Source organism: Streptomyces sp. 3-6, from assembly GCF_056323165.1.
In genome coordinates this window covers 94,626-118,831 of the sequence record NZ_JBWHZP010000001.1, presented here as the reverse complement: position 1 = coordinate 118,831, position 24,206 = coordinate 94,626, and the positions used below count along the sequence as shown (strand labels likewise).

The window sequence follows — 24,206 nt, the reverse complement described above, 5'->3', positions numbered from 1 at the left end:
GCGGAAGGGGCCCCGGTCGTCGACCGGGGCCCCTTCCGCATGTCGTGCCCGGAGGCTACGCCGTCTTCTGCTCGCCCGGCCCGCGGCCCCGCGCGTCGCGCGGGATGAGGGTGGGGTTGACGTTGGAGAGGACCACGTCGGCGGTGATGACGACCCGGGCGACGTCCTTGCGGGACGGCACCTCGTACATCACGCCCTGGAGGACCTCCTCCATGATGGCGCGCAGGCCGCGCGCGCCGGTCTGCCGCAGGATGGCCTGGTCGGCGATGGCCTCCAGGGCCTCGCGCTCGAAGTCCAGCTCCACACCGTCGAGTTCGAACAGCCGCTGGTACTGCTTGACGAGCGCGTTGCGCGGTTCGACGAGGATCTGCAGCAGGGCCTCGCGGTCGAGGTTGTGCACCGAGGTGAGGACCGGGAGCCGGCCGATGAACTCGGGGATCATGCCGAACTTGACCAGGTCCTCCGGCATGACCTGCTCGAACTGGTCCTTGCTCTCCAGCTCCCGCTTGGAACGGATGGTCGCGCCGAAACCGATGCCCTTGGCGCCCGCCCGGCCCTCGATGATCTTCTCCAGGCCCGCGAAGGCGCCGCCCACGATGAACAGCACGTTCGTCGTGTCGATCTGGATGAACTCCTGGTGCGGGTGCTTGCGCCCGCCCTGCGGCGGGACGGAGGCCGTGGTGCCCTCCAGGATCTTCAGCAGGGCCTGCTGGACGCCCTCGCCGGAGACGTCGCGCGTGATGGAGGGGTTCTCACTCTTCCGCGCGACCTTGTCGATCTCGTCGATGTAGATGATCCCGGTCTCGGCCTTCTTGACGTCGTAGTCCGCGGCCTGGATCAGCTTCAGCAGGATGTTCTCGACGTCCTCGCCCACGTACCCGGCCTCGGTGAGCGCCGTGGCGTCGGCGATCGCGAAGGGGACGTTCAGCATGCGGGCGAGCGTCTGCGCCAGCAGGGTCTTGCCGGAGCCCGTGGGGCCCAGCAGGAGGATGTTGGACTTCGCCAGCTCGATGGCGTCCTCGCGGCCCTGCGCGCCTCCGTTCTCACCGGCCTGGACCCGCTTGTAGTGGTTGTACACCGCGACGGAGAGAGCCTTCTTGGCGGCCTCCTGGCCGACCACGTAGCCCTCGAGGAACTCGTAGATCTCGCGGGGCTTGGGAAGCTCCTCCCAGCGGACCTCGCTGGTCTCGGCCAGCTCCTCCTCGATGATCTCGTTGCAGAGATCGATGCACTCGTCGCAGATGTACACACCGGGCCCTGCGATGAGCTTCTTGACCTGCTTCTGGCTCTTGCCGCAGAACGAGCACTTGAGCAGATCGCCGCCGTCACCGATGCGTGCCACGGTGTGCTTCCCCTTCGCCTGGGAGACGACTGGACGTCAACGTCCAGCGGCTCCTGGTGCTGCCTTATGTCCGACGGTACCTTGCCAGGCCCCCCGTCCGGGCCCCCCTTGGCACGGTTCGCTGTGACGTGGACCGGGTCAAACCGTGCCAAGGGGCGGCAGATGTCACGCCCCGCCCGCGTCAGCGCAGGCTGGAGTTGTCCATCTTGCGGGTGGTGATGATCTGGTCGATCAGGCCGTACTCCAGCGCGTCCTCGGCCGTGAGGATCTTGTCGCGCTCGATGTCCTCGCGGATCTTCTCCAGCGGGCGGGTGGAGTGCTTGGCGAGCATCTCCTCCAGCTGGCTCCGCATCCGCAGGATCTCGTTGGCGGCGATCTCCAGGTCGGAGACCTGGCCGCGGCCGGTCTCGCTGTACGGCTGGTGGATCAGCACGCGGGCGTTGGGCAGCGCCATCCGCTTGCCGGGCGTGCCGGCGGCGAGCAGCACGGCGGCGGCGGAGGCGGCCTGGCCCATGCACACCGTCTGGATGTCCGGCTTCACGTACTGCATGGTGTCGTAGATCGCCGTCAGCGCGGTGAACGAGCCGCCGGGGCTGTTGATGTAGACCGAGATGTCACGGTCGGGGTCCATCGACTCCAGGCACAGCAGCTGCGCCATGACGTCGTTGGCGGAGGCGTCGTCGATCTGGACGCCGAGGAAGATCACCCGCTCCTCGAAGAGCTTCGCGTAGGGGTCGTACTCGCGGATGCCCTGCGAGGTGCGCTCCACGAAGCGCGGGATGACGTAGCGGGACTCGGCCTGCGGGCCGGTGTACCGGGCCTGGGAGGCGCTCATGTCCTGCGCGGACATGCGGTCGTACAGGCCGCGGCCGGGGAAGTCGTTCACGGTTTCTCCTGAAAGGGGCTGAGGCGGTCGGCTGGGGCTTCTGGGGCTGCACCGGTCACCGGTGAGGGCGAGGCCGGTGGGGCCCACGGGGCCGGCGGGCCCCGTGGGGCCGGTCAGGCCCCGGTGCCGCCGCCGCCCGGCATACCGGCGGCCGTGGCGATCACGTCGTCGATGAGGCCGTACTCCTTGGCCTCGAAGGCGTCGAACCAGCGGTCGCGGTCGGAGTCGCGGGTGATCTGCTCGACCGTCTGACCGGTGTGCTGGGCCGTGAGCTCGGCCATGCGCTTCTTGGTGTGCAGCAGCCGCTCGGCGTGGATCTTGATGTCCGAGGCCGAACCGGCGAGGCCGGCGGACGGCTGGTGGATCAGGATCTCGGCATTGGGCAGCGCGAAGCGCTTGCCGGGGGTGCCGGCGCTGAGCAGGAACTGACCCATGGAGGCCGCGAGGCCCATCGCGATCGTCACCACGTCGTTCTTGATGTACTGCATGGTGTCGTAGATCGCCATGCCGGCCGTGATCGAGCCGCCGGGGCTGTTGATGTACAGGTAGATGTCCTTGTCCGGATCGGAGGCAAGGAGCAGCAGCTGTGCGGTGATCTTGTTGGCGATGTCGTCGTCGACCGGCTGGCCGAGGAAGATGATCCGCTCGCCCAGCAGCCGGTTGTAGACCTGGTCGCCGAGGCCACCACCGATGGAAGGCTCTCCGGCGGCTGAGGGCATCAGATTCGTCACGTATCCACCTGCTCGTCTTACGACGGCGCCGGGCCGTCTCACGTTTCCCTGCGGGGCTGGGGCCGTTTCGGTGACTCACCTGCCCTGGTATTCAAGGACCCTAACGCGGTGGCCTCGCCGGGGAATCCCGGTAACGGGAGTGTTCGCCGGGGGCGTACTTCTCACGGGCCGACCAGGCACGGGCGGTGGCGCGGGAGTCGGGGCCGGCGTGGTCGCGCGGGACGTCATGGGCACGGGCGTGGGGCGGGGGGCCGGGCGCGGGCGTGGAGCGGGGGCCCCGGCACGGGCGGCAGGGCTTCCGCGCGCGGCGCACCGGGGCGCGGCGGGGACGTGGGGGCGTCGGCGGGGCGCCGGGGGTTGTTGCGGGCTGGTGCTCGGGCCCCGTGCGCCGGACGGTGCTCCGGGGTGACGGACGGCTCAGCCCTCGGACTTCTTCTCCTCGGCGGACTCGGTCGCCTCGGCGGACTCCGTGGCCTCCCCGGCCTCGGCGGCCTCGTCCTCGTCGTCGTCCAGGTCGATGACCTCGCCGTTGGTGTCCTTGACCGTGGCCTTCTCGACCACGACGGCCAGGGCCTTGCCACGGGCGACCTCGCCGACCAGGAGCGGAACCTGACCGCCCTCGACGACCGCCTGCGCGAACTGGTCGGGGGACATGCCGGAGGAGGCGGCCCGCCGCATGAGGTGCTCGGTGAGCTCCTCCTGGTTGACGTTCAGCTTCTCCTGCTTGACGAGCTCGTCCAGCACGAACTGGGTCTTGATGCCCTTGATCGCGGCTTCGCGGGTCTCGGTCTCGAACTCCTCCTCGGTCTTGCCCTGGATCTCCAGGTACTTCGCGAGGTCGAGGCCCATCTGACCGAGCTGGTGGTGCTCGAGGTTGTGCTTGCGGGTGTTGATCTCGTCCTCGAGCAGCTTCTCGGGGACGGGCACCTCGACCAGTTCGAGCAGCTTCTCCAGGACGCGCTCCTGGGCCTGCGTGGCCTGGTCGAACTGCTTCATGTTCTCAAGGCGCTTGCGGCTGTCCGCGCGCATCTCCTCGAGCGTGTCGAACTCGGAGGCGAGCTGCGCGAAGTCGTCGTCCAGCTCGGGCAGTTCACGCTCGGCGACCTGGGTGACCCTGACGGTGACCTCGGCCTCCTTGCCGGCGCCGGTGCCGCCCTTCAGCTCGGAGGTGAAGGTGGCCTCCTCACCCGCGGACAGGCCCTTCACGGCGTCGTCGATGCCGTCCAGCAGTTCACCGGAGCCGATGGTGTAGGAGACGCCGTCGGCGACACCGTCCTCCAGCACCTCGCCGTCGACCCGGGCCTTCAGGTCGATGGTGACGACGTCGCCGTCACCGGCGGCGCGCTCGACCGGGGTGGTGGAGGCGAAGCGCTCACGCAGCTGCTCGACCGACTGGTCGACGTCCTCCTCGGTGACCTCGACGGCGTCGACCTCGACCTCGATGCCGGAGTAGTCCGGGATCTCGATGGCGGGGCGGATGTCGACCTCGGCGGTGAAGTTCAGCGTCTCGCCGTCCTTCAGCTCCGTGATGTCGACCTCGGGCTGACCCAGCGGGTTCAGCTCGGCCTCGTTGACCGCGTCGGTGTAGAACTTCGGGAGGGCGTCGTTGACGGCCTCCTCCAGGACCGCACCGCGGCCGAACCGCTGGTCGATGACCCGGGCCGGGACCTTGCCCTTGCGGAAGCCCTTCACCGTGACCTGCTGGTTGATCTTCTTGTACGCCGCGTCGAGGCTGTCCTTGAGCTCCTCGAAGGGCACCTCGACAGTGAGCCGAACCCGGGTCGGGTTCAGGGTCTCCACGGCGCTCTTCACGGTTCGGTCTCCTTGTGGCTGACTTCTTGGTTTCCGCCGGTACCAGAACGGCACGGCCGATGCGTCGCCCGGAGGACTTCATCAGACGCTCGGAGAGCTGAGAGACACGGGCGTGCAGCTTGATAGTAACGGCAGCGACTACGGCGCCCAAAGGCGATCATCGGTGGACGATCCGGTGACTGGTCGGGGTGGCGGGATTTGAACCCACGGCCTTCCGCTCCCAAAGCGGACGCGCTACCAAGCTGCGCCACACCCCGTCTGGTGCGACGAGTAGGGTACATGGCCCCGCGCGTTCCGGCCTCGGCATTTCCCGGGCGTGGTGCGGCGGGACGCCGACGGGGGCGGGGGTGTGCGGTGAGCGCCTCCGACCCGCTACGATGCCTGTCAGCGCCGTCGGCCACCCGGTCCGCGGCACGCGTGTGCGGGCGTAGCTCAATGGTAGAGCCCCAGTCTTCCAAACTGGCTACGCGGGTTCGATTCCCGTCGCCCGCTCGGTACGGCTCAGGGCCAGGCGGAGGGTCATTCCTCCGGCCTGGCCCTGGCTGCTTTCCGGGGTGCCGATCAGTCGGCCGTGGCCCCGACGTGCCCCTTGAGGTCCGGTCGGTGTTCTTCCCCGGCTGTGCGGACGCGGTTCCCGTCGGCGGACGCGCTCGGCGCCGCGCCCTCGGCGTTCCCGTGACGCGTACGGTCGCTCAGCCGGCGGGCGGGGAGGCGCGCAGGGCGCGGGCGGTGGTGGCCGGGTCGTAGCCGTCGGGGACGCCCTCGACCAGGATGATGTCGCCGTCGATGTGACGGGCGCGCAGCGGGGCGATCTCGCGGTAGGCGGGCGAGTCCCACCAGGCGCGGGCCTCGGCGGGGCCGGGGAAGCCGATCATGACCACGTGACCGGGCCAGGCGCCCTCCTTCACCTCGTGCGCGGTGCCGTGCGCGAGGAAGCGTCCGCCGTAGGGCTCGAAGGTCGCGGGGATGCGCTCGATGTACTCGGCGATCTCCGGGTGCGGGGCGGCCTCCCGGAGACGGGCGATGACGTAGGCGGGCATGGGGCGGGTCCTTCCGGCTCGGTCGGCTGTGTACAGGGCCGAGCGTGCCGGGCCGGTGCTTCCCGCGTCGATGACCTCGGAGGTAAGGGACGCGTCCGGGGAGGGGGACGGGGTCGCCCCCGGGACCGCCGGTCAACCGCCGGTCAACCGCCGGTCTCCCCTGGCCTCCCAGGGCGCCCGGACCGGGGTGCGCAGATGCCGGTCGCCCGCGGACCGTCGTGCCACCCGCCACCGTGGAACGCCCCCCCCGCCGGGCCGCCCGGTCAGAAGCTGATGGAGTTGATCGTCTCCGCTATCGAGTTGAGGAACCGGTTGATGGACGGGGCCATGCCGGTGGAGGCGAGGAAGAAGCCGAAGAGGATCGCCACGATCGCGGGGCCCGCCTTGATGGAGCCGCCTCTCATCAGCACCACAAGGATGATTGCCAACAGCAGCACCACTGACAGTGAAATGGCCACAACTGATCACACCCTCGATCGGTCCGCACACTCCCGGCCCGGGACACGCGACCCCGCGCACCCCGCCAGGACCATCGTGCCACCAACGAGGCCGCCCTATGCGGCCGGTGACGCATCATCCGCCCTCCGGAGTCGGCGGCCGTCGGGCGGGAACCCTCCGAGGGGCCGGACGGCAGGGCGGACGGAGGGTGGGCGGCGGACTGAACGGCGCGGCGTCGCACGGTAATTCGAGGCACCACCCGGACCGGAAATTCGGCGGCATCGTTTCACATTCCCCACACCTCGTTCGCAGCCAATTCGAATTGCGGTCACGGATGTCGCGGCCCGCCCGCCGGAAGGCCGGAAGTGGACTGAAGCGATCGTTCCGTTGGGAGCGGTTCGCCCCGCCTGCACCCCCTTCGACCCGGACGAATCCTGACAAGAGGGGCGCAGGTGGTGCACAGGACCCTTACCGGAACGGCACGTTGAGGATGTGTCGGCCGTCACGCCCTCCGAGCCGTCGGCATTACCGAATCCGGGGTACCCGGGAGGGATTACCGGTAATGACGTCGGGCGTTTTACGAATACGCGCGGACAACGCTAGGGTGCCTCAGATGTTTCACGCTGCCTCGTCTCCCGCCAGCGCAGCGAGCTTCCCGCTCCTGACCCCGAGTTCTTCCAGGGAGGGTCAGTGACGACCTCGCCGCGACCGAACGGCAACCATCGCGGTACGCCACTCCCCCCGGAACGGTCCCCGGCGTCCGGGGTGCCGAGTCCGCCCTCCGCGCCCGACGCCGAACGGACGGCGCGCGGCCCGGCCGCCCCCGCGGGCAGACGGCGTGACGCGTTCTTCGACAACGCCAAGTACCTGGCCATCGTGCTGGTGGCGGTCGGACACGCCTGGGAGCCCCTGAGGGACGACAGCCGGACCGTCGACGCCGCCTACATGGTGGTGTACGCGTTCCACATGCCGGCGTTCATCCTGATCTCCGGGTTCTTCTCGCGCAGTTTCGACATGCGCCCCGACCGGCTGCGGCGGCTGGTCACCGGTGTCGCCGTCCCGTACATCGTCTTCGAGACGGCGTACCCGCTGTTCAAGCGGTACATGGACAACGACCCGCAGCACGAGATCAGTCTCCTCGACCCCTGGTACCTGACCTGGTTCCTGTGCGCGCTGTTCATCTGGCGGCTCACCACGCCGATCTGGAAGGCCGTGCGGTACCCGGTGCCGCTGGCCCTGTTGATCGCGGCGCTGGCGAGCGTCTCCCCCGGGATCGGCAACGACCTGGACCTCCAGCGGGTGCTGCAGTTCCTTCCGTACTTCGTGCTGGGCCTGTGCCTGAAGCCGGAGCACTTCCACATGGTGCGCCGCCGGTCGGTGCGGATCGCCGCGGTGCCGGTGTTCGCGGCCGCGCTGGCCTTCGCGTGGTGGGTCGCCCCCGTCCTGAACGCGAGCTGGTTCTACCACCGTGACTCCGCCCAGGAGCTGGGGGCGCCCTGGTGGGCCGGTCCGGTCATGGTGCTGGCCCTCTTCGGCTGCTCGCTGGTGCTGACCGCCTGCTTCTTCGCCTGGGTGCCGGGCCGCCGCACGTGGTTCACGGCGCTCGGCGCGGGCACGCTGTGCGGCTACCTGCTGCACGGGTTCGTGGTGAAGACGGCGGACTACCGCGGCTGGTTCGAGCTGTCCGTGCTCGACGGGCCGTTCGGCGCGGTGCTCGTCACCGTGCTGGCCGCCGCCATGGTGACGCTGCTGTGCACCGCTCCGGTGCGGCGGGTCTTCCGGCCGGTGATGGAGCCCGCCATGGACTGGGCGTTCAAGCGGGACCGGGCCGAGCCGGCGCGGGAGCGCGCGCAGGACGCGCCCCGGGAGGCCCGCGAGAAGGTCTCCGCCTGAGCGGAGCCGTGGGGCGTGGGCCGGTCGGCGGGCCGTCCGCCCACCGCCCCTGAGGGGGCGCTCCGCCCCGGACCGCCCCGGCCCGGTGTCAGGGGCGGTCCCCCGGCAGGCCGAGCAGTGCGCGCATGCGCGTGTACTTCTCGGTCAGCCGTGTCCGGGTGGGTCCGTCCAGCACCGCCAGCCGCGCCGGGTCGGCGTTGTGCGCCAGGTCCGCCTCCTTGACGAGCAGCGCGCCGGGGGTGGCCAGGATGCGCGCCGCGTACGCCTCCGGCGGCTCCCCCGCCCGCTTGGTGACCGCGCGCACGATGTCCTTGGTCCGCTCGCTCAGGGCCGCCCCCTCCAGCCATTCCGGCGACAGCCGGCCGTCCTCGACGGCGTCGTGCAGCCAGGCCGCCGCGATCTGCTCGGAGTCGCCGCCGCGCGTGCGGACGCCGTCGGCGACGGCCGCCAGGTGCTCGGCGTAGGGGCGGCCCGCCTTGTCGGTCTGGCCGTCGTGCGCGGCGCGGGCGACGGCCTCGACCTCGGCCGGGGACAGGTACGGCGACGGGCTGGACGGCGACGGGCGGCTGCGCGGTGTCTCGGTCACGCGATCAGTGTGCACCGGGCGCGGAGGCCGGTGCCCGGGCGGCCACCGGCCCGGCGACTACCGTCCTGGGCGACGGAGGGCCCCGGCGGGCGGGCGGCACCGGCGGGCGGGCGGCCCCCCGGCGGAGGGCCCGGCTACGGGCGGACCCGGCGGGCGGCCCCGTTGGGCCGCCGACAACCGGGCCGGGGCATCGGTGGGCGGCGTGCGGGTCAGCGGTGGCCGGCCGTGGGGCCCTCGCGGCAGATCAGCAGCAGGGCCCGGTCGTCGTTGACGTCCTTGGCGACGGCCTCGATCAGGTGCCAGGCCGCGCCGTGGAAGCCGCCGGCCACGTAGCGGTCGGCCTCGCCGGTGAGGCGGTCGATGCCCTCCACGATGTCCCGGTCGGACGTCTCCACCAGGCCGTCGGTGAACAGCATCAGCACGTCACCGGGGCGCAGGGAGCCCTTCACCGGGTCGAACTGGGCGCCGTCGTACACGCCCAGCAGCGGGCCGTCGGCGGCCTTCTCCTCCCAGCGGCCGGTGCCCGCGCTGAGCTGGAGGCCCGGCGGGTGCCCGGCGGTGTACAGCTCGTAGTCCCCGGAGTCCAGGTCCAGGACGAGGTGGATGGAGGTGGCGAAGCCCTCGTCCCACTCCTGGCGCAGGAGGTAGCCGTTGGCGGCAGGGAGGAAGGCGTGCGGGGGCAGGCTGCCCAGCAGGCCGCCGAAGGCGCCGGAGAGCAGCAGGGCGCGCGAGCCGGCGTCCATCCCCTTGCCGGAGACGTCGGTGAGGACGACTTCGAGGGTGCGGCCGCCGTTGGTGCGGGCCGCGACGACGAAGTCGCCGGAGAAGGACTGGCCGCCCGCGGGCCGCAGGGCCATCTCCTGGTGCCATCCGCCGGGCAGGGCCGGGAGCTGGCTCTGCACCCGGATGCGCTCGCGCAGGTCGAACAGCATGGTCCCGCCGCGCCGCCAGGGCACGCCGACACGGCTGCGGAACTGCGCCACGAGCAGGCCGAAGAACCCGCAGGCCGCGACGGTCAGGACGACGCCCGGGGTGACTCGGGCCGCGCCCTCGGTGTACGGGCCCAGCTGGACGGCCTCGACGATGAGCGCGGTGGCCGCGACCGCGTACAGGCCGAGCAGGCTGGCCGGGCGGAGCAGCAGCCCGCCCGCGACGATCGGCAGGACCAGGGCGGCCGGCGGGCACCACACGGAGTTGGCGAGCGTGCCCGCCGTGAACAGCGGGATGGTCAGCAGCAGGCCCGCCAGGGCGACCCAGTCCGACCCGTTGCCCCGGAAGTAGTCCACGGCGGCCCGGCGCACGCCGACGCGGGCCCGGTGCCACTGCTTCTTGCACCGGGCCGTGAACGTCTCGGCGGCTGCCCGCCGTTCTCGTGCTGCTGCCATTGGTTCGGGACCCTATCGATCGGACCGGCCGCTTGGCACGGGAGGTCCTGGTTGTCCCCCGTAGCGGGGACCGACTTCACAGTGAACTTCACCGCACGCCGTCGCGGGGCCCGGGGTGGGAAATTGCCTCGCTCCGCCCTCGTCGCGGCTGGTAGGCATGGCACATGGAGAGCGAACAAACGAGCGCGGCGGACACGGGGGACACGGCGGGCGGACCGCGGGTGCTGCGGCAGGACGAGTGGGACCGGTGGTACGGCACCCTCGTCCGCGCCTTCGGCGGAGTACCCGAGTCCGACGAGGAGACGGAGCTGTGGAGGGCGCTGGCCGAGTTCGACCGGTCCCTCGGCCTGTGGGACGGCGAGGCGTGCGTGGCCACGGCCGGCGCGTTCTCGTTCCGGCTGACCGTGCCCGGCGGGGCGGCCGTGCCGGCCGCGGGCGTCACCATGGTCGGCGTGGCGCCCACGCACCGGCGTCGGGGGCTGCTCACGCGGATGATGCGGCGGCAGCTGGACGACGTGCGGGCCTGGGGCGAGCCGCTGGCGGTGCTCACGGCGTCCGAGCCGCCGATCTACGGCCGGTTCGGCTACGCGGCGGCGACCCAGCAGCTCGGCGCCACGATCGACACCAGCCGGGTCACCCTGTCCGTTCCCGACGGCACGGACGGCGTACGGCTGCGTTACGCGGACCCCGTCGACGTCCTGGACACGTGTGAGGCGGTCTACGCCCGGCTGGTGCCGCTGCGGCCGGGCATGCTGGCGCGCGGGCCCGGCTGGGAGCGGGTGCCGGTGCTGGACCCGGCGAGCGAACGGGGCGGCGCCTCCCCCCTGCAGTGCGTCGTCGCCGAGCGGGACGGGGAGACCGTCGGCTACGCGCGCTTCCAGGTGAAGCCGGAGTGGGGTCCGGCCGGGCCCGCGGGCACGGTGGTGCTGCGGGACGTGGCCGCCCTGGACCCGGCGGCCGACGCGGCCCTGTGGCGGTTCCTGTTCGACGTCGACCTGACCTCGACGCTGGTGGTGCGCAACCGGCCGGTCGACGACGCCTGGCAGTACCTGGTGTCCGACACCCGGCGCTGTCTGCCGACCCTGCGGGACGGGCTGTACGTGCGGCTGGTCGAGGTGGGGGACGCGCTGGCGGCGCGGACCTACCAGGCGCCGGTGGACGTCGTGTTGGAGGTCGAGGACGCCTTCTGCCCGTGGAACGCGGGGCGTTGGCGGCTCAGCGGCGACCCCAAGGGGGCGTCCTGCGAACGGACCACGGACGCGGCCGACCTCACCCTGTCGGTACGGGAGTTGGGGGCCGCGTACCTGGGCGGGGTGAGCCTGGCGGCGCTGGCGCGGGCGGGCCGGGTGCGGGAGCTGCGACAGGGCGAGCTGGCGGAGGCGTCCGTCGCGTTCGGCGGCGTCACGCCCTGGCTGCCGCACGGCTTCTGAGCCCCTGGCTGCCGCACCGCTTCCGAGCCCCTGGCTGCCGCACGGTGTCCGAGCGGCGGCGGGGCGGGACCGGGGCGGCGCCGCACGGCGTCCGGTCGGCGGGGCGGCTCGGAAGGGGCGCGACGGCAGGGGGCGACGGCAAGGCGCGACGGCAAGGCGCGACGGCAAGGCGCGACGGCAAGGCGCGACGGCAAGGCGCGACGGCAAGGCGCGACGGCAGGGGACGAGGGCGGGGGGCGACGGCGGGGAGATCCGGAGCGCCTCGTTCCGGCCTTCCCCGGGGGCTCTCGACGTGTTCGGGCGCTTTCCGGACCTCGGGGGTGTTCCGGGGCCGGGTGAGGGCCCGGGGGTGCCGTCAGGCGCGTTGGCAGCCCGGGCACCAGAAGAGGTTGCGGGCGGCCAGGCCGGCCGTGCGGATCTCCTCGCCGCAGACGTGGCAGGGCCGGGCGGCCCGGCGGTAGACGTAGACCTCGCCGCCGTGGTCGTCGACGCGCGGCGGGCGTCCCATGGCCTCGGGGGTGTGCTCGGGGCGCACGGTGTCGATGCGGTTGGTGCGCACTCCCTCCCGCATCAGCACGGTCAGGTCGGCCCAGATCGCCTCCCACTCGGCCGGGGTGATGTCCCGGCCCGCGCGGTAGGGGTCGATGCCGTGCCGGAAGAGGACCTCGGCACGGTAGACGTTGCCCACGCCCGCGATGACCTTCTGGTCCATCAGCAGCGCGGCGATCGTCGTACGGCTGCGGCTGATCCTGCGGTACGCGGCGTCCGGGTCGGCGTCCGGGCGGAGCGGGTCGGGGCCGAGACGGTCGTGTATCGCGCGCTTCTCGGCGTGCGTGACGAGGGCGCAGGTGGTGGGGCCGCGCAGGTCGACGACGGTGCGGTCGTCGGCGAGACGCAGGCGCACGGTGTCGGTGGGCGGCGGCGCGGGGACCGGCCCGAAGGCGACCTTGCCGAACAGGCCGAGGTGGATGTGGACCCAGTCGGTGTGCTCGGGCGCGGGGTCGCGGAAGCCGAGGAAGAGGTGTTTGCCGTGGGCGTCGGCCGTGTGCAGGGCGGTGCCGTCGAGCAGTGCGGCCGCGTCGCTGAACTTGCCCTGGGGGCTGGTGACCCGGAGCGGGCCGCGGCCCGCGAAGGCGGCCGCGTAGTCCTCGGCCAGCCGGTGAATGGTGTGGCCCTCCGGCACGGCGTCCTCTCTCCCGGCCGGTCGCGTCTCGACCGGGCCGCTGGCTGTGGGTGCGCGCGCCTGCGCCCCACCGGTGGGTCGTGCTGTCCTCCGGTGGGGCGGCGCGCGGCCCGGTTACTGCTGGGGGTGGTGGGCGGGGATCGGGGGCAGGTCGCCGCTGGTCTCGTACGCGGAGAGCATGTCGATCCGGCGGACGTGGCGCTCGTCGCCGGAGAACGGCGTGCCCAGGAAGACCTCCACGAACTTCACCGCCTCGTCGAGGCTGTGCATGCGCGCCCCGACGGCGACGACGTTGGCGTTGTTGTGCTGGCGGCCCAGGGCGGCCGTCTCCTCGCTCCACGCCAGGGCGGCCCGCACGCCCTTGACCTTGTTCGCGGCGATCTGCTCGCCGTTGCCCGAGCCGCCGATCACGATGCCGAGGGCGTCGGGGTCCGCGGCCGTGCGCTCGGCGGCGCGCAGGCAGAAGGGCGGGTAGTCGTCCTGGGCGTCGTAGATGTGGGGCCCGCAGTCGACGGGCTCGTGGCCGGCGCCCTTGAGCCACTCGACGAGGTGGTTCTTGAGTTCGTATCCGGCATGGTCGGAACCGAGGTACACGCGCATGGACAGAGTGTGGCACGACGGCCGTCCGGGGGCGGCGCGGGGTGGATGCGCCGGCCCCGGGCGGATGCGCATCGGCCTCTCGGGGACAACGCCTCGGTCGCGGTCACCCCCGGCGAGGACGGTGTCCGGACACCGTCCTCGCGCTGTCACGCGTCGGGACGGCGACGCTCGATCAATCAGCAGAGAGTGCCCCTGGACGGCAACGTTCGGATCCTCGCCCGAGGCCCGAGCCCTTCGAACCGCCCGTGACCGACGCCCGGCGACCGTTGCGGCGATCGCGATCCGAACCGGACATGCTCCTCTCCACTGACGCCTCTCCATTGACGACCGAGGTGGTGCGGGTTCGGTCAGGCCGGGTGGTTGGCGATGACGAGTTCGGCGATGAGGTGGTCCCGCAGCGCGAACCGGTAGTCGAGCTCGGCGACGCCTCCCGGGAAGGTGCCTTCGATCCGCACGGCGACCACCCAGTGGGTGTCATCGACACGGTGAGCGCCGATCTGCTCGGTCGTGTAGGCGAACTCGGACCCGGCGTCCCGCAGGAACGCGTAGGTCTCCTCCCGGCCGCGGAAGGTCTCGTCCTGGTCGACGATCACCGCGTCCTCGGCGAGGAACGACGAGGCGGTGTCGGCGTCGCGGACGATGTGGGCGCCCAGGAACCGGCGCACGACGGGCGGGAGCAGATCGGACGGTAGAGCGGTGTGCTGTGTCATGAGCCCACCGTGTGACCTCGCTGCGCGGGAGGGTCAAGCCGTGGACTCTCCCTCAGGGGGAAGGTTCAGAATGAGGGGATGCTGACGATCGGCGAGTTCTCGCGGCTGACCCACCTGAGCGTGCGGACCCTGCGCCGGTATCACGAGGCGGCCCTGCTGGAACCCGCCGTGGTGGACGAGACCACCGGTTACCGCTACTACGCGGCGTCGATCAGATCCCGACCGCGCAGGTCATCCACCGGCTCCGCGAGCTCGACGTCCCCCTGAGCGAGGTGCGGCGGATCCTGCGGACCCCCGACCCCGGTGACCGGGCGGTGCTGGTCGCCGAGCACCTGCGACGCCTCGAGGATGCGCTCGACCGCACCCGGGCCGCCGTCGTGTCGCTGCGCCGCCTGCTGCGGCCCGATCCCGCGCCCATCGACGTCGAGCTGCGTGCGGAACCCGCACGGACGGTCGCGGCGGTGGAGGCCGTGGTCGGGCATCGCGACATCCAGACCTGGTACGCGGGCGCGATGGCCGAACTGGAGGCGGCCGTCGGCGCCGACGTGACCGGACCGCCGGGCGGCAGCTACGACAACGCCCTCTTCGAGCAGGAGCGCGGTCACGCCCTCGTCTACCTGCCGTCGGCGGCGCCACCTCGCACCGGACGCGTGCACCCCGTGCGTCTGCCGGCCGCGGAACTCGCGGTCACCACCCATGTCGGCGAGCACGACGACATCGAGGTCACGTACGGCGCACTCGGGACGTGGGTGGTGCAGAACGCGATGTCGGTGGCCGGGCCGGTGCGGGAGGTCTACGTCGTCGGCCCCCGTGACACGGGCGATCCCGCCGCGTGGCGCACCGAGATCGGCTGGCCGGTCTTCCGTGTCACCTGAGGCGGTCGGTGCGGTGCGGCGGTCGGTGCGGTGCGGATGCCTGGACCGACAGGGCGCACACGTCGAGCCTCGCGCTCCCACGAGTGCGGAGCACCGAGGCCTGATCGGACACGCAGAGAGCGCTCCTGAACCGCCACGAGCAGTGGAACCCGGCGTCACCCTCGCCGGACGACGCGGGCCGGGCGGCGCGACGACGGCCCGCCGGCCGTACCGGGACCGACCGGGTACGGCGGGCGGGCCTTCCCACCTCGCGGGGGCGCCCCAGGGGGCGCACGGCCGGGGCGGTCGCGGTGTCAGCGGCGGCGGCCGGCGCGGGGGCCGTACCCCGGCCGGCCGTGCTCCCCGTGCGGGTGCCGTCAGCGCTTGTCGGCGAGCTTCCAGGCGGTGGGCAGCAGTCCCATGGCCAGGGCGGCCTTGAGGGCGTCGCCGATGAGGAACGGGGTGAGGCCGGCCGCGATGGCGGCGGAGGCGGACATGCCGGTGGCGAGGGCCAGGTAGGGCACGCCGACGGCGTAGATGACGGCGGAGCCGAGCAGCATCGTGCCGGCCGTGCGCCACACGGAGCGGTCGGCGCCGCGCCGGGCGAGGGCGCCGACGAGGGCGGCGGCGAGCACCATGCCCAGCACGTAACCGAAGGACGGCATGCCGAAGCCGGAGGTGCCCTGCGCGAACCACGGCACGCCCGCGAGGCCGGCCAGCGCGTAGAAGGCGAGCGAGAGGACGCCGCGACGGGCGCCGAGGGCGGTGCCGACGAGCAGGGCGGCGAAGGTCTGGCCGGTCACCGGCACCGGGGAGCCGGGCACGGGCACGGCGATCTGCGCGGCGACGCCGGTGAGGGCGGCACCGCCGAGGACCAGGGCGGCGTCCCGGACGCGGGAGGCCGGGAGGAGGTCGGCGAGGACCAGTCCGGGGCTGGCGGTGGTAACGGCGGCTGTGCTCATCGGGACTCCGCTGGGTGAGGGCAGTTGGGGACACCGTGACGCTATCCCGGCCCGCTCGCGCCGATCACCGTCAGCGGTCGACAAAGGCGGGGTCACGGCCTTGGTGGGCTCCTGACAAAGTAGGCGGGTCACACCTCACGGGAGGTGACCCCGGTCACTGAGGCACCGAGGCTTCTCTCACCCCGCGTGCGGCGCGGGCGTCTGTAGGGTTTCGCCAATCGGGCCGTCCCGGGGCCGGACGCGACCGGCCGGGACGGGACGGGACCGGACGGGACCGGGCCGCGTCGCCGCCGCCGGGCCCCGTACCGCAGGTCATGGGGCGGGTACCGAGCGTGCGCCGGGTGTCCGTATCGTGGGCGGTGGCCGCCCGGCGGGTGTTCCGGCACCCAGACTGTCGGGGTTTTGCCGGGCGCCGCGCCCGCGGAGGTCCCACGCCTCGCCGCACCCGCCGGAAGGCGCGACGGTCCCGCCGCTCACCGCGGACGGGACGTGCCGCCCCGTCCGGGGCCGGCCGCCCGTTCCGCACGTCCCCCACGTCTACGCATTGGACGAACCACGTGTCCAACACCTCCCTGACCAAGCCGCCGCAGTCGGACGGCACCTCCCTGTCGCACGGCCTGAAGCAGCGTCATCTGTCGATGATCGCCCTCGGCGGGGTGATCGGCGCCGGGCTGTTCGTCGGCTCCGGCGCGGGCATCGCGGCCGCGGGGCCGTCGATCGTCCTCGCGTACACCCTCTCCGGCCTGCTGGTCATGCTGGTGATGCGGATGCTCGGCGAGATGTCGGCCGCGTATCCGTCGTCGGGTTCGTTCTCGGCGCACGCCGAGCGGGCGATCGGCCCGTGGGCGGGGTTCACGGCGGGCTGGTCGTTCTGGGTGCTGCTGTGCACGGCGGTGGGCCTGGAGGGCATCGGCGCGGCGAAGATCGTCACCGGCTGGCTGCCGGGCACGCCCGAGTGGGCGTGGGTGGCGCTGTTCATGGTGGTGTTCTGCGCGACGAACCTGGCGGCCGTGAAGAACTTCGGCGAGTTCGAGTTCTGGTTCGCGGCTCTGAAGGTCGGCGCGATCACGCTGTTCCTGGTGCTGGGCGTGCTGGCCGTGGCGGGCGTGCTGCCGGGCACCGACTCGCCGGGCGGCTCGAACCTCACCGAGCTGCTGCCGAACGGCGCCGAGGGGCTGGTGATCGGGCTGCTGGCGTCGGTGTTCGCGTACGGCGGCCTGGAGACGGTGACCATCGCGGCGGCCGAGTCGCAGGACCCGGTGCGCGGCGTGGCGAGCGCGGTGCGCACGGCGATGTGGCGGATCGCGCTGTTCTACATCGGCTCGATGGCGGTCATCGTCACCCTGGTGCCGTGGGACTCCCCGGCGGTGGTCGAGCAGGGCCCGTACGTCGCCGCCCTGGACCGGCTCGGCATTCCGGGCGCCGGTCAGCTGATGAACGTGGTGGTGCTGGTCGCGCTGCTGTCCGCGATGAACGCGAACATCTACGGCGCCTCCCGGATCGGTTACTCGCTGGTGGAGCGCGGGCAGGGCCCGAAGGTGCTCGGCCGGGTGTCGGGCGGGGTGCCGCGGGTCGCGGTGCTGGCGTCGTCGGTCTTCGGCTTCCTGTGCGTGCTGCTGAGCTACTGGCGGCCCGACGACGTCTTCTCCTGGCTGCTGAACATGATCGGCGCGGTGATCCTGATCGTCTGGATCTTCATCGCGGTGTCGCAGCTGCGGCTGCGCCGCCGGCTGGAGCGGGAGGCGCCGGAGCGGCTGACCGTGCGGATGTGGGCGTTCCCCGTGCTGACGTGGGTGGCGCTGGCCGGCATGGCGGCGGTGTTCGTGCTGATGGCGCGGGAGCCGGACACGCGCGTGCAGCTGTACTCGACGGGCGGCATGACGCTGTTCCTGTCGGCCGTGGGCTACGCCTGGCAGCGGGCGCGCGCCCGCGCCTGAGCGCTCCCCCTCCGACCGAAGCCCCCGCGGACACGCGGGGGCTTTTCGCTGTGCCCGGGGACGCGCAGGGAGTCTTCTGCTGCTAGCGTGCAGTTGCAAGCTCTTTGCAATAAGAGGTTCGGAGGGGAACCCCACATGCCCGTGTACACGCTGCCCGACCTGCCCTACGACTACTCCGCGCTGGCCCCCGTCATCAGCCCCGAGATCATCGAGCTGCACCACGACAAGCACCACGCCGGCTACGTCAAGGGCGCCAACGACACGCTGGAGCAGCTCGCCGAGGCCCGGGACAAGGAGTCCTGGGGCTCGATCAACGGGCTGGAGAAGAACCTGGCGTTCCACCTCTCCGGGCACATCCTGCATTCGATCTACTGGCAGAACATGACCGGCCCGAAGGAGGGCGGCGGCGAGCCCCTGGCGCAGGACGGCGTGGGCGAGCTCGCCGACGCGATCACCGAGTCCTTCGGTTCCTTCGCCGGTTTCAAGGCGCAGCTGTCCAAGGCGGCGGCGACCACGCAGGGCTCCGGCTGGGGCGTGCTGGCGTACGAGCCGCTGAGCGGGCGGCTGATCGTGGAGCAGGTCTACGACCACCAGGGCAACGTGGGCCAGGGCGCCACCCCGATCCTGGTGTTCGACGCCTGGGAGCACGCCTTCTACCTCCAGTACCGGAACCAGAAGGTCGACTTCATCGAGGCCATGTGGCAGGTCGTCAACTGGCAGGACGTGGCCCGGCGCTACGAGGCCGCGAAGTCCCGCACGGACGTCCTGCTGCTCGCTCCCTGAGTTCCGCGGGCGCCCCGGGCGGGGACCTGCCGCCGCCCGCTTTTCCGAGGGAGCCCCGAGCGTCCTGCCTCGTGATCGTCTTCTCACCGTTCACCCGGCAGGCGGAAAAGAGGGAAGCCCCCGCGACGACGTGAGTCGCGGGGGCTTCCTGCTGCGGGCACTCCGGGGCAGAGTGGGGCGATGTCGACACCGAGAACCATGAAACTGCCCTGCTGGACGTGCGGAACCGAGCAGCGGCACCGTCAGCTGACCCGTACGGAGCAGGACTGGCTCAAGGAGCGGCTGGGCCGCGCGGGGGTCAACGAGTTCTGGCTCTGCGAGAACGTCCTCGACCCGGACACCGGCCGGCAGTGCCGCAACCTGCGCACCGGGTTCGTCATGAAGCCGTTCCCCAAGGCCGTCCGCGCGCCCGTCCCGGAGTGAGGCGGGGCGGCGGAGCGGCCCACGTCCGGGGCGGCGGCGCGGCACAGCGCCCGCCCGGGGCGGGCGACACCGCCCCCCGGACGCCGGCCGCGCCCCGGGGCGACGGGGTCACAGGTTGCTGAAGTCGGGCCCCTTGGTGCGCGAGCGCTTGATCTCGTAGAAGCCGGGGACGGAGGCGACCGCGACGGTGCCGTCCCACAGGCGGCCGGCCTCCTCGCCCTGGGGCGCCGGGGTGACGACCGGGCCGAAGAAGGCGATCTGCTCGCCGTCGGCGCCGGGCACCGCGATGACCGGGGTGCCGACGTCCTGGCCGACCTTCTCGATGCCCTCCTTGTGGGAGGCGCGCAGCTGCGCCTCGTACGGAGTGGCGTCCCAGTGCTCCATCAGCGACTCGGGCAGCCCGACGTCCTTCAGGGCAGCGGCGACGGTCTCCTTGCCGGGGCCCTCGTCACGGTTGTGGATGCGGGTGCCGAGCGCGGTGTAGAGGTCGCCGAGGACGCCGGCCCCGTGCTCCTCCTGGGCGGCGATCACGATCCGGACCGGGCCCCACGCCTTGGTCTCCAGCAGTTCGCGGTACTCCTCGGGCAGCTCGTCCAGCCGGTCCTCGTTCAGCACGGCGAGGCTCATCAGATGCCAGCGGACCTCGATGCTGCGCACCTTCTCCACCTCCAGCACCCAGCGCGAGGTCATCCAGGCCCAGGGGCACAGGGGGTCGAACCAGAAGTCGACGGGGGTGGGGGTGGACTGCTCGGACATGTCGCTCCTCACTGCGAACCGGCGAACCGGCGGAAGGGTGCCTCCTCGGGGAACGCCGGGGCGGGCCCCGGCCATTCCCGGCTGCCCGGCGACAGGGGCGCATGGCAGGATCGGTCCTGTTCAGCCATGTCGACGACGCATGAGGAGTGCCGCCCGTGCCCGGTGAGAATCTGACCCGCGACGAGGCCCGGGAGCGGGCCGCCCTGCTCTCGGTCGACGGGTACGAGGTGTCCCTCGACCTGCGCTCGGCGACCGGGGACGCCGGCGGCGACGGCCCCCGGACCTTCCGCTCGGTCACCACCCTGCGGTTCCGCTGCGCCGAGCCGGGCGCGAGCAGCTTCGCCGACCTGATCGCGCCGAGTGTGACGGCCGTCTCCCTCAACGGGCGGGACCTGGACCCGGGCGAGGTCTTCGACGGCACCCGGATCCTGCTGGAGGACCTGGCCGCCGACAACGAGCTGATCGTCGACGCCCGGTGCGCGTACTCCCGCACCGGCGAGGGCATGCACCGCTTCGTCGACCCCGAGGACGGCGAGGTGTACCTGTACACCCAGTACGAGCCGGCCGACGCGCGCCGGGTCTTCGCCAACTTCGAGCAGCCCGACCTCAAGGCCCCGTACCGCTTCGAGGTGCGCGCGCCGGAGGGCTGGACGGTGTGGAGCAACGGCGCGGGCGAACTGACCGACGGGGTGTGGCGGTTCGCCGAGACCAAGCCCATCCCGACGTACATCACCTGTGTCGTCGCCGGCCCGTACCACTACGTCACGGACTCCTACGAGCGGGTCTTCGACGACGGCACCCGCCTGGAGATCCCGCTGGGCGCGATGTGCCGCAAGGCGCTGGCGCCGCACTTCGACGCAGACGACGTGTTCCTGGTGACCAAGCAGGGCCTGGACTTCTTCCACGACCACGTCGACTACCCGTACCCCTTCGGCAAGTACGACCAGGCGTTCGTGCCCGAGTACAACCTGGGCGCCATGGAGAACCCGGGGATGGTGACCTTCCGCGAGGAGTTCATCTTCCGCGGCAAGGTCACCCAGGCCTCCTACGAGGGCCGGGCCAACGTGATCCTGCACGAGATGGCGCACATGTGGTTCGGCGACCTGGTCACCATGGAGTGGTGGGACGACCTGTGGCTCAAGGAGTCCTTCGCCGACTTCATGGGCGCGTTCGCGCTGGTCGGCGCCACCCGCTTCACCGACGGGTGGATCACCTTCGCCAACCGCCGCAAGGCGTGGGCCTACCGCGCCGACCAGCTGCCCTCCACCCACCCGGTCACCGCCGACATCCGCGACCTGCAGGACGCCAAGCTCAACTTCGACGGCATCACCTACGCCAAGGGCGCCTCGGTGCTGAAGCAGCTGGTGGCGTACGTGGGCCAGGACGCGTTCCTGGAGGGCGCCCGGCGCTACTTCAAGCGGCACGCCTACGGCAACACGCGGCTCAACGACCTGCTGGCGGTGCTGGAGGAGACCAGCGGCCGGGACATGGCGGCCTGGTCGCGCGCCTGGCTGCAGACGGCCGGCGTCAACTCCCTCACCCCGCACGTGCTGTTGACCGCCGACGGCCGGATCGACGAGCTCGCGGTGGTGCAGGAGGCGGCCGAGTCCCACCCCGAACTGCGCCCGCACCGGGTGGCGGTGGGCCTGTACCGGCGCACCGCGTCCGGCACGCTGGAGCGCTACGCCCGCGCCGAGGCCGACGTGGACGGCGCCCGCACCCTCGTCACCGAACTGGCCGGGGCGGAGGCCCCCGAGCTCGTCCTGGTCAACGACGACGACCTGACCTACTGCAAGATCCGCTTCGACGCGACCTCGCTGGCCACCCTGCGCGAGCACCTCGGCGCGCTCACCGACCCGCTGGCCCGCGCCCTGTGCTGGTCGGCGCTGTGGAACATGACCCGCGACGCGCTGCTGCCCGCACGGGACTTCATCGGCCTGGTGCTGCGCTTCGCCGGCCGGGAGACCGACATCGGCGTGCTCCAGATGCTGCACGCCTGGGCCGAGTCGGCCCTCGTCCACTACACGGCCCCCACCCGGCGGGAGGAGGCGGGCCTGCGCCTCGCCGAGGGGGCCCGGCGCGAGCTGCAGGGCGCCGGGGCGGGCAGTGAGCAGCAGCTGGCCTGGGCGCGCTTCTTCGCCTCGGTGGCCTCCGCGCCGGGCGACCTGCAACTGCTCCAGGACCTGCTGTCCGGCACGGCCACGGTCGACGGGCTGGACGTCGACCAGGAGCTGCGCTGGGCGTTCCTGGAGCCGCTGGCCGCGCACGGCGTCGCGGACGAGAAGGCACTGGCCGAGGAGCTGGCCCGGGACGACACCGCCTCCGGCAAGCGGCACCAGGTCCGCTGCCTGGCGGCCCGTCCGTCGGCCGAGGTCAAGGCGCGCTGCTGGGAGCAGGTCGTGGAGTCCGACGCGCTGTCCAACGCGCTGGTGGAGGCCACCATCGCGGGCTTCGCCCGGCCGTCCCAGCGGGAGCTGCTCGCCCCGTACGCGGAGCAGTACTTCGCGGCGATCGAGCGGGTGTGGGCGGAGCGGTCGATCCAGATCGGCATGGACGTGGTGCGGGGCCTGTTCCCGGCCTACCAGGACTCGCCGGAGACGCTGGCCGCCACGGACGCCTGGCTCGCCGCCCACGAGGACGCCCCGCCCGCCCTGCGCCGCCTGGTCCTGGAGGCCCGGGACGACCTGGCCCGGGGTCTGCGCGGCCAGCGGCGCGACGCGGAGGCCGGCTCCGGGGGCGACGGGGAGGCCGGCGCGGGGGTCTGACGGGAGCGGCGCGGACGCGGGTCGGGCGCGGGTCGGGCGCCGGCGCCCGACGGGGAGCGGTGCGGTGCTCCGGCGCCCGACAGGGGCCGGAACACCGCACGGCGGGGGCCGCGCCGCTGCCTGGCGGGGCCGGTGCCGCTGCCTGGCGGGGCTGGTGCATTGCCCGGCGGGGCCCGCGCCGGCGCCCGGCGGGACCGGCGCCGGGGTCGGTACCGACGCCTGGCGGGGTCACGAGAGCCCGGCGGGGGCGCGGAGTGTCCCGCGCCGGGGGCCGGTCGCGGCCGGGGGAAGTCCGGTGGCGGCCGGGAAGCCCGGTCGCCGATCGGGAGGGCCCGGTCACGATCGGGAGGGTCCGGTCGCGGCAGAGGAGGTCGCGGAGGAGGTCAGGGCCCGGCTTTGGGCCGGGCATCGCTCTCCGCGACCGTTACGAACTTCAGGCAATCATGGCCGTAACCCCTGGTCCGCACCCGAATGGACCAGGGGTTTTCGGCATCCGAACACCCGTCCTTTAGTGCAGGCTTGTCCCTGTTTGTCGACGGACGTGTAACACGGGTTCGCAGGCCGACGCGGCACGGGAAATTGCCGGTCATGACCCACAACACCCCGCTCTCCCCCCGCCCCCTGCACCACCTCGCCGATGTCCGCCGCCGGGTGCTGACCACCGCCCAGTTGCGCGCCCACGGCGTGTCCGCCGCCGAGACGAACGACCAGTGCCGCCCCGGCGGTGCCTGGCAGCAGCTCCTCCCCGGTGTCGTCCTGCTCCACCCCGGGCCGCCGACCAGCGAGGAGCGGCTGCACGCGGTGCTGCTGTACACGGCGCGGGAGCGGTCCGTGAGCGTCCCCGTCCAGCCCGGGCGGGACACCGTGCCGGCCTCCCCCTACGGCGAGGCGATGATCACCGGGCCGGCCGCGCTCACCCTGCACGGCTTCTCCAGCACCCCTCCGCTGCCCTCGCTGGAGGCCCTGGACGTCCTGGTGCCCCGGCTGCGCCGCCTGCGGTCCACGGGCTGCGTCCGCATCGTCCGCACCTCGGCGCTGCCGGTCCCCGAACAGGTCACCGGCCTGCCGGTGGCCCCGGTGGCGCGTGCGCTGGCGGACGCGGTGACCCGGCTGGACGACGCCGTGACGGTGCGCCGGCTGCTGACGGAGGCGGTGCGCGGCGGCCACTGCGACGCGGCGTCGGTGGTGCGGGAGCTGACCCGGGCGCGGCTGCTGAACCGGCCCCACGTGGTCGACGCGGTGGACACCCTGGTGGCGGAGGGCCGGGCGGTCGCGGAGGACCGCCTGTACGCGATGGTGCGCGAGCAGGGTCTGCCCGACCCGCTGTGGAACGTCGACCTGCGGCTGCCGGGCGGCCCCCACCTCGGCGGCCTCGACGCCTACTGGCCGGACCAGGCGGTCGCGGTCGAGCTGGACACCCGGTCCCCCCGCCCGGACGACGACGCGCTGTGGTCGGAGTACGCCCGCAAGCGGGAGGTGCTGGAACGCCTCGGCATCACGGTCGTGCACGTCACTCCGCGCAAGCTGCGCGACGCCCCGGAGCAGCAGGCCGCGGTGGTCCGCACCGCCCTGATGGCGGCGCCGGACCGTGAGCCGGCCGCCTATGTCGTGGTGCTGCCCCGGTAGGGGGCCGGAGCAGCGTCCCGCGAGGAGGGGAGCGGAGGGGGCCGCCGGACACACGGCGGCCCCC

The 24,206-nt window shown here is 72.6% G+C and carries 20 protein-coding genes, 2 tRNA genes and 1 pseudogene; 9 read left to right on the top strand and 14 right to left on the bottom strand.

Features of this window, described 5'->3' with window-relative positions:
• Nucleotides 1-55: 55 nt before the first annotated feature.
• The 5 genes from clpX to AC02VZ_RS00455 all read right to left on the bottom strand — a co-directional run bounded on the left by clpX (nucleotide 56) and on the right by AC02VZ_RS00455 (nucleotide 5,028).
• Nucleotides 56-1,342: an ATP-dependent Clp protease ATP-binding subunit ClpX gene (gene clpX / locus AC02VZ_RS00475; RefSeq protein WP_362089748.1), complete on the bottom strand. Its 1,287-nt coding sequence runs from the start codon at nucleotides 1,340-1,342 to the stop codon at nucleotides 56-58.
• Nucleotides 1,343-1,523: 181 nt separating this feature from the next.
• On the bottom strand, nucleotides 1,524-2,228 hold the full coding sequence (locus tag AC02VZ_RS00470; protein ID WP_432056755.1) for an ATP-dependent Clp protease proteolytic subunit: 705 nt from the start codon (nucleotides 2,226-2,228) through the stop codon (nucleotides 1,524-1,526).
• A 113-nt stretch (nucleotides 2,229-2,341) separates the two neighbouring features.
• A complete protein-coding gene (locus AC02VZ_RS00465) occupies nucleotides 2,342-2,947 on the bottom strand; it encodes an ATP-dependent Clp protease proteolytic subunit (RefSeq protein WP_030858107.1) in 606 nt (201 codons plus the stop codon).
• Nucleotides 2,948-3,376: 429 nt separating this feature from the next.
• Nucleotides 3,377-4,771, bottom strand: coding sequence for a trigger factor (gene tig / locus AC02VZ_RS00460; protein ID WP_476474209.1), 1,395 nt, complete (start codon nucleotides 4,769-4,771; stop codon nucleotides 3,377-3,379).
• A gap of 180 nt (nucleotides 4,772-4,951) precedes the next feature.
• A tRNA-Pro gene (locus tag AC02VZ_RS00455) sits at nucleotides 4,952-5,028 on the bottom strand.
• A gap of 164 nt (nucleotides 5,029-5,192) precedes the next feature.
• Here AC02VZ_RS00455 and AC02VZ_RS00450 point away from each other — a divergent pair.
• Nucleotides 5,193-5,263, top strand: a tRNA-Gly gene (locus AC02VZ_RS00450).
• A 200-nt stretch (nucleotides 5,264-5,463) separates the two neighbouring features.
• Here the strand turns inward: AC02VZ_RS00450 and AC02VZ_RS00445 are convergent.
• Entirely contained in the window at nucleotides 5,464-5,811 is a 348-nt protein-coding gene (locus tag AC02VZ_RS00445) for a DUF1330 domain-containing protein (protein ID WP_476474208.1), read from the bottom strand.
• Nucleotides 5,812-6,074: 263 nt separating this feature from the next.
• The gene (locus AC02VZ_RS00440) at nucleotides 6,075-6,269 is read right to left on the bottom strand and encodes a hypothetical protein (protein ID WP_362089755.1); all 195 of its coding nucleotides are present in this window, start codon (nucleotides 6,267-6,269) and stop codon (nucleotides 6,075-6,077) included.
• A gap of 670 nt (nucleotides 6,270-6,939) precedes the next feature.
• Here AC02VZ_RS00440 and AC02VZ_RS00435 point away from each other — a divergent pair.
• A complete protein-coding gene (locus AC02VZ_RS00435; RefSeq protein ID WP_476474207.1) occupies nucleotides 6,940-8,142 on the top strand; it encodes an acyltransferase family protein in 1,203 nt (400 codons plus the stop codon).
• Between the two features lie 88 nt (nucleotides 8,143-8,230).
• Here AC02VZ_RS00435 and AC02VZ_RS00430 read toward each other — a convergent pair whose 3' ends face one another.
• Together AC02VZ_RS00430 and AC02VZ_RS00425 are read right to left on the bottom strand one after the other, a co-directional pair.
• A complete protein-coding gene (locus AC02VZ_RS00430) occupies nucleotides 8,231-8,728 on the bottom strand; it encodes an HD domain-containing protein (RefSeq protein ID WP_476474206.1) in 498 nt (165 codons plus the stop codon).
• 209 nt (nucleotides 8,729-8,937) lie between these two features.
• On the bottom strand, nucleotides 8,938-10,113 hold the full coding sequence (locus AC02VZ_RS00425; protein WP_432056760.1) for a PP2C family protein-serine/threonine phosphatase: 1,176 nt from the start codon (nucleotides 10,111-10,113) through the stop codon (nucleotides 8,938-8,940).
• 164 nt (nucleotides 10,114-10,277) lie between these two features.
• Here AC02VZ_RS00425 and AC02VZ_RS00420 point away from each other — a divergent pair, with 164 nt between their 5' ends.
• Entirely contained in the window at nucleotides 10,278-11,543 is a 1,266-nt protein-coding gene (locus AC02VZ_RS00420) for a GNAT family N-acetyltransferase (RefSeq protein ID WP_476474205.1), read from the top strand.
• Between the two features lie 355 nt (nucleotides 11,544-11,898).
• Here AC02VZ_RS00420 and AC02VZ_RS00415 read toward each other — a convergent pair whose 3' ends face one another.
• The 3 genes from AC02VZ_RS00415 to AC02VZ_RS00405 all read right to left on the bottom strand — a co-directional run bounded on the left by AC02VZ_RS00415 (nucleotide 11,899) and on the right by AC02VZ_RS00405 (nucleotide 14,036).
• Entirely contained in the window at nucleotides 11,899-12,726 is an 828-nt protein-coding gene (locus tag AC02VZ_RS00415) for an Fpg/Nei family DNA glycosylase (protein WP_476474204.1), read from the bottom strand.
• Between the two features lie 114 nt (nucleotides 12,727-12,840).
• A complete protein-coding gene (locus AC02VZ_RS00410; protein ID WP_432056763.1) occupies nucleotides 12,841-13,326 on the bottom strand; it encodes a ribose-5-phosphate isomerase in 486 nt (161 codons plus the stop codon).
• Between the two features lie 347 nt (nucleotides 13,327-13,673).
• Nucleotides 13,674-14,036 carry a nuclear transport factor 2 family protein gene (locus AC02VZ_RS00405; protein WP_476474203.1) on the bottom strand — a complete coding sequence of 121 codons (363 nt, stop codon included), beginning with the start codon at nucleotides 14,034-14,036 and terminating at the stop codon, nucleotides 13,674-13,676.
• 78 nt (nucleotides 14,037-14,114) lie between these two features.
• On the opposite strand from AC02VZ_RS00405, the pseudogene AC02VZ_RS00400 reads away from it, so the two are divergent.
• Nucleotides 14,115-14,911, top strand: a pseudogene (locus tag AC02VZ_RS00400) (MerR family transcriptional regulator).
• A gap of 356 nt (nucleotides 14,912-15,267) precedes the next feature.
• On the opposite strand, the gene AC02VZ_RS00395 reads toward AC02VZ_RS00400, so the two are convergent.
• Nucleotides 15,268-15,852: a biotin transporter BioY gene (locus AC02VZ_RS00395; protein WP_476474202.1), complete on the bottom strand. Its 585-nt coding sequence runs from the start codon at nucleotides 15,850-15,852 to the stop codon at nucleotides 15,268-15,270.
• A gap of 557 nt (nucleotides 15,853-16,409) precedes the next feature.
• On the opposite strand from AC02VZ_RS00395, the gene AC02VZ_RS00390 reads away from it, so the two are divergent.
• The 3 genes from AC02VZ_RS00390 (at nucleotide 16,410) to AC02VZ_RS00380 (ending at nucleotide 18,995) form a co-directional block, all read left to right on the top strand.
• Nucleotides 16,410-17,789, top strand: a complete 1,380-nt coding sequence (locus AC02VZ_RS00390; RefSeq protein ID WP_476474201.1) for an amino acid permease — start codon at nucleotides 16,410-16,412, stop codon at nucleotides 17,787-17,789.
• 135 nt (nucleotides 17,790-17,924) lie between these two features.
• The gene (locus AC02VZ_RS00385; protein WP_432056767.1) at nucleotides 17,925-18,572 is read left to right on the top strand and encodes a superoxide dismutase; all 648 of its coding nucleotides are present in this window, start codon (nucleotides 17,925-17,927) and stop codon (nucleotides 18,570-18,572) included.
• A 180-nt stretch (nucleotides 18,573-18,752) separates the two neighbouring features.
• On the top strand, nucleotides 18,753-18,995 hold the full coding sequence (locus AC02VZ_RS00380) for a hypothetical protein (protein ID WP_476474200.1): 243 nt from the start codon (nucleotides 18,753-18,755) through the stop codon (nucleotides 18,993-18,995).
• A 108-nt stretch (nucleotides 18,996-19,103) separates the two neighbouring features.
• Here the strand turns inward: AC02VZ_RS00380 and AC02VZ_RS00375 are convergent, their stop codons facing one another.
• Nucleotides 19,104-19,751 (bottom strand): mycothiol-dependent nitroreductase Rv2466c family protein, encoded by a 648-nt coding sequence (locus tag AC02VZ_RS00375; protein ID WP_432056769.1) that lies wholly within the window; start codon nucleotides 19,749-19,751, stop codon nucleotides 19,104-19,106.
• A 155-nt stretch (nucleotides 19,752-19,906) separates the two neighbouring features.
• On the opposite strand from AC02VZ_RS00375, the gene pepN reads away from it, so the two are divergent.
• Nucleotides 19,907-22,516, top strand: a complete 2,610-nt coding sequence (gene pepN / locus AC02VZ_RS00370) for an aminopeptidase N (RefSeq protein ID WP_476474199.1) — start codon at nucleotides 19,907-19,909, stop codon at nucleotides 22,514-22,516.
• A gap of 588 nt (nucleotides 22,517-23,104) precedes the next feature.
• A complete protein-coding gene (locus AC02VZ_RS00365) occupies nucleotides 23,105-24,142 on the top strand; it encodes a hypothetical protein (RefSeq protein ID WP_476474198.1) in 1,038 nt (345 codons plus the stop codon).
• The last annotated feature ends 64 nt before the right edge of the window (nucleotides 24,143-24,206 follow it).